General features: G+C 32.2%; 6 protein-coding genes. All 6 read right to left on the reverse strand.

Annotated elements, in window-relative coordinates:
• Positions 1 to 240: 240 nt before the first annotated feature.
• Positions 241 to 600, reverse strand: coding sequence for a hypothetical protein (locus tag CA834_RS14480; RefSeq protein WP_240507626.1), 360 nt, complete (start codon positions 598 to 600; stop codon positions 241 to 243).
• Positions 601 to 809: 209 nt separating this feature from the next.
• On the reverse strand, positions 810 to 1,280 hold the full coding sequence (locus CA834_RS14485) for a DUF1801 domain-containing protein (RefSeq protein WP_094969439.1): 471 nt from the start codon (positions 1,278 to 1,280) through the stop codon (positions 810 to 812).
• A 166-nt stretch (positions 1,281 to 1,446) separates the two neighbouring features.
• Entirely contained in the window at positions 1,447 to 2,091 is a 645-nt protein-coding gene (locus CA834_RS14490; protein WP_133085512.1) for a hypothetical protein, read from the reverse strand.
• A gap of 158 nt (positions 2,092 to 2,249) precedes the next feature.
• A complete protein-coding gene (locus CA834_RS14495; protein ID WP_094969441.1) occupies positions 2,250 to 3,008 on the reverse strand; it encodes a hypothetical protein in 759 nt (252 codons plus the stop codon).
• A gap of 227 nt (positions 3,009 to 3,235) precedes the next feature.
• Positions 3,236 to 4,198: a hypothetical protein gene (locus CA834_RS14500; protein WP_094969442.1), complete on the reverse strand. Its 963-nt coding sequence runs from the start codon at positions 4,196 to 4,198 to the stop codon at positions 3,236 to 3,238.
• A gap of 1 nt (position 4,199) precedes the next feature.
• Positions 4,200 to 4,847, reverse strand: coding sequence for a TauD/TfdA family dioxygenase (locus tag CA834_RS14505; RefSeq protein ID WP_094969443.1), 648 nt, complete (start codon positions 4,845 to 4,847; stop codon positions 4,200 to 4,202).
• Between the last annotated feature and the right edge of the window lie 128 nt (positions 4,848 to 4,975).

The raw sequence follows: 4,975 nt of genomic DNA on the forward strand, positions 1-4,975 counted from the left end.
CAAGATCTTATCAAGAGCATTTGCAGTGGTTAAAAGAGGGACACCGTATGTGTCAATGCAAGAATTTGCAGCTTAAAAAAGTATCTAAATAATTAGGAATTGACCTTGGAATACGTATATGAAAAGTAGCGGATTTTAAGCACTTACTTTTCGGATTATTACTGACCCTAAATTTATATAATTCATTTTCTATTAGGCACTTAAACCGCTATTTTTTATATACGGTGTTGGCAACTGGCTTTATTTTGCCATTTTCAGTTCGTTAATATTTATTTTCAGTTTTATAGTTTTTCGGTTACTATAAATTCCATATTCGATTTCAAATTCTTTTTCGTATTCTTTTTCATTAGTCCATTTTACAAACTTTGGATTATAAAAAGGTCCGATTTCGAAAAGGCTTTGATTTGGTTCTTCATCAAATTCGGAAACCGCAATTAATAAATTATGAGAAACTTCAGAACTCTCAAATCCTGCGCTTCCAGTTCCGTTGTCGATTGTAAATATTTTTACAGACAAATAATTTTCTCTATTCTCTCCAATTAGCTCAGAATTATTCAAGACTTTAATCAGTCTATCATTTTCAGATCTTGCTATTTTCAATTCATTCTGACTGAAAGATATTTGTATAGTACAAATCGTTAAAATTATAATTAATGTTGATTTTATGTTCATTTTTCAGCTTGTTGCCAACGGTCTCGGCTATGATTTCGTTGTGGAATCATCCGCAGGGTTATTCCGCCGAAATCCAACCGTTTGATTTATACTTTTATTTTGGTGTGGCACAAAACCACAATGAATTATAGCCATTGTTACCTGCTGGCTTTTTTTATTGGTCTTATTTTCTTTTCAGATATTGACATTATTATACTTTTCGGTTGAGAATTTTTTTCGGTCAATTCATTATTCAACTTTTCAGAAATTCCAACTGCTTCCCAAATCATATTTTTTATTTCCTGTTTTGGTAAAAATTGGAAGTCCTTTACCGAAATGTGCCGAATTAATTTTCCTTTTCCGTTCAGTTTGATACTTGTTTTTGATAATTCCGCTCCACGATTAAATCCGAAATTTACGTGTCCAGAATAAACTGCAATATGACAAAAGGCATCTTTTAGCTTTTCCGATTTCGAGTAAGCCATTGCTACTGCATTATAATTGTCCCAAATCAATTCGTTCGATTCAGGAACCAATTCCGTTATGAAATTCCGCAATTCCATTGTCAGGCTTTGAATTCGCTTGTCATATGGCCCAATAAATTTTTTTAGCTTTGGATTCGGTTTCATTCTTAAATTTTTCTCGTATTCTCGATTTTTAGCTTGCAGGTAACGGTCTTGGCTATGGTTTCGTTACGGAATGGTACGCGAGTATCATTCCGCCGTAACCATAAATTTAGCAAAAAGGCTTGAAATTCCGATTAGGAATTTCAGCCGTAATGAACTATAGCCGTTGTTATGTGCTGTATTTTTTATGCTCTCTTGTTTCAGTATTTTTCTTCTTTCCGTTTTTGATGGACTTAATTTCCAAGATATTGCCATCTTCATCAAGTTTGTACTCAGTTGTCAGATAATAATATTTTTTAGGAAACATTTCAAAAATAAGTAGGCGTTGTTTTATAAGTCTATTCTGCTCATTGTAAAAACTTTCTGTTTGAATTAAAGGTTCTTTTAAGTCCAATCGCCATACTTCTGTTAGATTTCCCTCTTTATCGTATTTGTATTTAAACTTCTTACTATCGCTTTTTCTTTTATTCGGTTCTAAAATGTTACTCGAATCGAATTTTTGATTGTAGGAAGTTATTAAATTATCGTTCTTGTCGTATTCAGTCAAAATTCTGGTTTGGTCATTTGGATATTCAAAAGTCAGTCGCTCTGAAATATTCCCATTTTGGTCAAACTTTTTCAATTCAACCAAAAGTCCGTTCCTGTCATATTGTTCAATTTTTTTCAGGTATTTTTTTCCTTTAGGATATTTAATGTAAAAGGATGTTTCCTTAATCTTATTCGATTTTCGAAGTTGAATTTCTTTTTTAAATATATTTTGTGAAAATCCAATACTTGAGATTAGGAACAGTATTAAAAAGATAGTATTTTTCATCGTTTTGGTCATATTGCACATAACGGTTTCGGCTATGATTTCGTTGCGGGCAGAAAATCAATAGATTTTCAACCGCAGCAAATAAACAATTTTTAAAAGTATAATTTTTTCTCGAAGTTCGATTATAGCAATGAATTATAGCCGTTGTTGTGGTGTCGTTATTTTTTAGAATCAACTTCTTTTTTTAATTCCTCTTGTAAATTCAGATTAGCTTCTTTAATTTCGGTCAAATATTTAAATAGTTCACTGATCAGCATTTCTCCATAGCCAGTCGACTGTTTCATAGTTTTATATGCAGTTGAGTTTTTATCAGCTACAAATGATTTAATTAATTCCTCGACATTTTTGTCACTTTCTCTTATATCCAAGTAAAGTAGCCAATATTCGTTCATTTCAGAACTGTAGTTGATATTTCTGTATTCAACTCTACTTTGTCTGATCTCATAGGTGTTTTCCTCAAGCATTTCGTAATAATCTATACACAAATCAGTCAAATTCTCATTCGAAAGGTTATACAGTTTCCCCGAATTTATCATTTCGTCATATGTAGATGATCGCGGATTGATATCTTGAAGTTGTGCACCAGCATAACCTTTTTTAATGTATTTAATTATTGAGTCGTTATTGTTTTTAAAAAAAGCATATTTGGCTCCTTTTAAATTTTTTAAATGTCTTGAATAGTAATCTTCAATTTCCACTATATGTTCATAATCCGCTTCTATATCAGCAATTAGTTTTTTTAAAATTGTTGTTTCTACTTGTCTGTCAATGTAATCATTATATGTTCCGTTAATCCAAATTGCAATAAGAATTCCAATAACAACCAATATTATTTCTCCGACAGCATATTTCAGGTACTTTCCAGTTTTCCCCTCTGAAAGCAAGTTTTGTCTAATATTTCTAAAGAATTTTATCATTGGTTAAAGGTTAGTCATAATGCACCACAACGGCTCCGTATATGAAAAGTAGCGCTGAAAATAAGCGATTACTTTTCGGATGAAACACAAGCCTAATTTTTAAATTTTACAATTTATTTTTTTATTGGAAATCGTCAAATTTAAAAATTTGGCGACTTTCCAAAAATACCCAAACCTTAGTGTTAGCAAAGACTTGCGCTATTTTTTATATACAATGTTGGCACCAGTTATTCATTACTCCATCCCCAATCATCTGGCGGATTTATTTCATTATAGCGTTCGGTTATCATATCTTCATCATCGGGATTAATCATATCATAATAATCTTCTGGACTATACGTATTTCTTCGAGTATAGTGATTTCCGATATTTGCTGCTTTTAATGAACTGTAACCAGATAACTTGAGTTCGCAAGCAATGCATTGAAACTTTGTAGGTAAAATAGATTGACGAACAATTATTTCGTCTTCGTTATTTTCTACATTTTGTTTGCCATATGGTTCTCCAAATACAGTAGCTGTACATTTACAAGAAGGACATTCAACTCTATGATAACCACGATAGGATAATCTATCGCCATTTTTCTGGGCAGCTTCTTTCAATTCCTCTTTCTTTTCAGCATCTTTTCCATCAAAAACTTTGCTATGGGCAGCAATTAAACTTTTTGTTTTTCCAATCACGCTTTCTTCCACCTCTGCCAGAATTAAATCAGCTTCTTTTTGGATGTCATCCCCAAAAAGTGAGTTTAAAGACTCTCCCTGAAAATCACAAAGAATTTGACAGCATTTATAAAATCCTGCAATCCATTGTTGCGTAGGGTATTCGTCAAATGCAGCAGCTCCTGTATGAACTTCTTCGTTTCTACGATTAATTATTGCAGAGGCAATTTTAAAATTAGCATCTGTAAAATCGGTAATTAAGGTTTGACACAAAGACAAAACATTAATTGTCGCAATAGATTTTCTTTGAGATTTAGCTGAACCAAGTCCCAATGCGTGAAGTAAATTTTGATGTTCCCTATCTGGTTCAGCCAATAATGTTGGACTTATAGAAGAGACAGCAGAACGAGCTAGTAGTTCTAAACCCATAGCACACCAAAGTCCAAAATAAGGTTCTTCTTTATCCTCGTCATATGCTTTTTCAAAATATAATTTCGCTTTAGTAAACAAAGGTTCTCTTTCCCAACTCATACTAATTGATATAAATTCTTTTTAATTCTCTTTTCGTGTCATTTTTTGCAGAACTTCTGCCGTGTAAACTTTTCCAATTATCAATTAGAACTGTTTTATTTCCATTCCATTGCACATTTTTGGGTTTAACAACTTTCAGAATTTCCCGAAAAGTCTGGTCAAATTCTTTTGCTGATGCATTAAAGGGATGCATACACGCTGGGTCGTATTTAATGCCTTCAACGTTATTTTCTCTAAAAACGAAAGAAGTATAAAACCTTTCTTTATGTGTTTTTACAAGATATACAGATCTTTCTGCATTTGATTTGTCTTTTTCATCAAGCAAATTCCAAAAATCTTTTTTAAATATTATGGTAGTACTACAATCGCTCGGTTCACTTGAGTGCATTAAGATAAATCTAGCTGGTTTTTTTAAAAATGCTGTGTCGGTATGAAATGGAAAGTTACCAAATCCGTATTTATCACTAAAAGTACCTACTCCTTGTTCATTTTTAGCTTTTGGCTTTAGGGTAAAAACGCTTTGTCCATTTGGATGATTTAAAACTTTTCCAATTTTTGAGGCAATCGAAATCAACTCATTATCAGATGAACCGCTTTGAAATTCAGTCCACCCTCTTTCTTTTAATGATATTAATTCTTGTTCAGTCATAATTGGTGCCAACACAAGGGTTAAACGTAGTTCTGGTACGAGAATGAAAAGATAATAAATTCTAAAACAATAATTAGAGAAGAGGACTTCCTTATACTCTCTAATTATTGGTCATCAATTAGCCTCGC

The organism is Winogradskyella aurantia (assembly GCF_002266855.1).
Taxonomy (GTDB): Bacteria; Bacteroidota; Bacteroidia; order Flavobacteriales; family Flavobacteriaceae; genus Winogradskyella; species Winogradskyella aurantia.

Bases quoted from the DNA above. Each gene is read 5' to 3' on its own strand.
- CA834_RS14485 (WP_094969439.1), bottom strand. From the start codon at position 1,280: ATGAAACCGAATCCAAAGCTAAAAAAATTTATTGGGCCATATGACAAG.
- CA834_RS14490 (WP_133085512.1), bottom strand. From the start codon at position 2,091: ATGAAAAATACTATCTTTTTAATACTGTTCCTAATCTCAAGTATTGGA.
- CA834_RS14495 (WP_094969441.1), bottom strand. From the start codon at position 3,008: ATGATAAAATTCTTTAGAAATATTAGACAAAACTTGCTTTCAGAGGGG.
- CA834_RS14500 (WP_094969442.1), bottom strand. From the start codon at position 4,198: ATGAGTTGGGAAAGAGAACCTTTGTTTACTAAAGCGAAATTATATTTT.
- CA834_RS14505 (WP_094969443.1), bottom strand. From the start codon at position 4,847: ATGACTGAACAAGAATTAATATCATTAAAAGAAAGAGGGTGGACTGAA.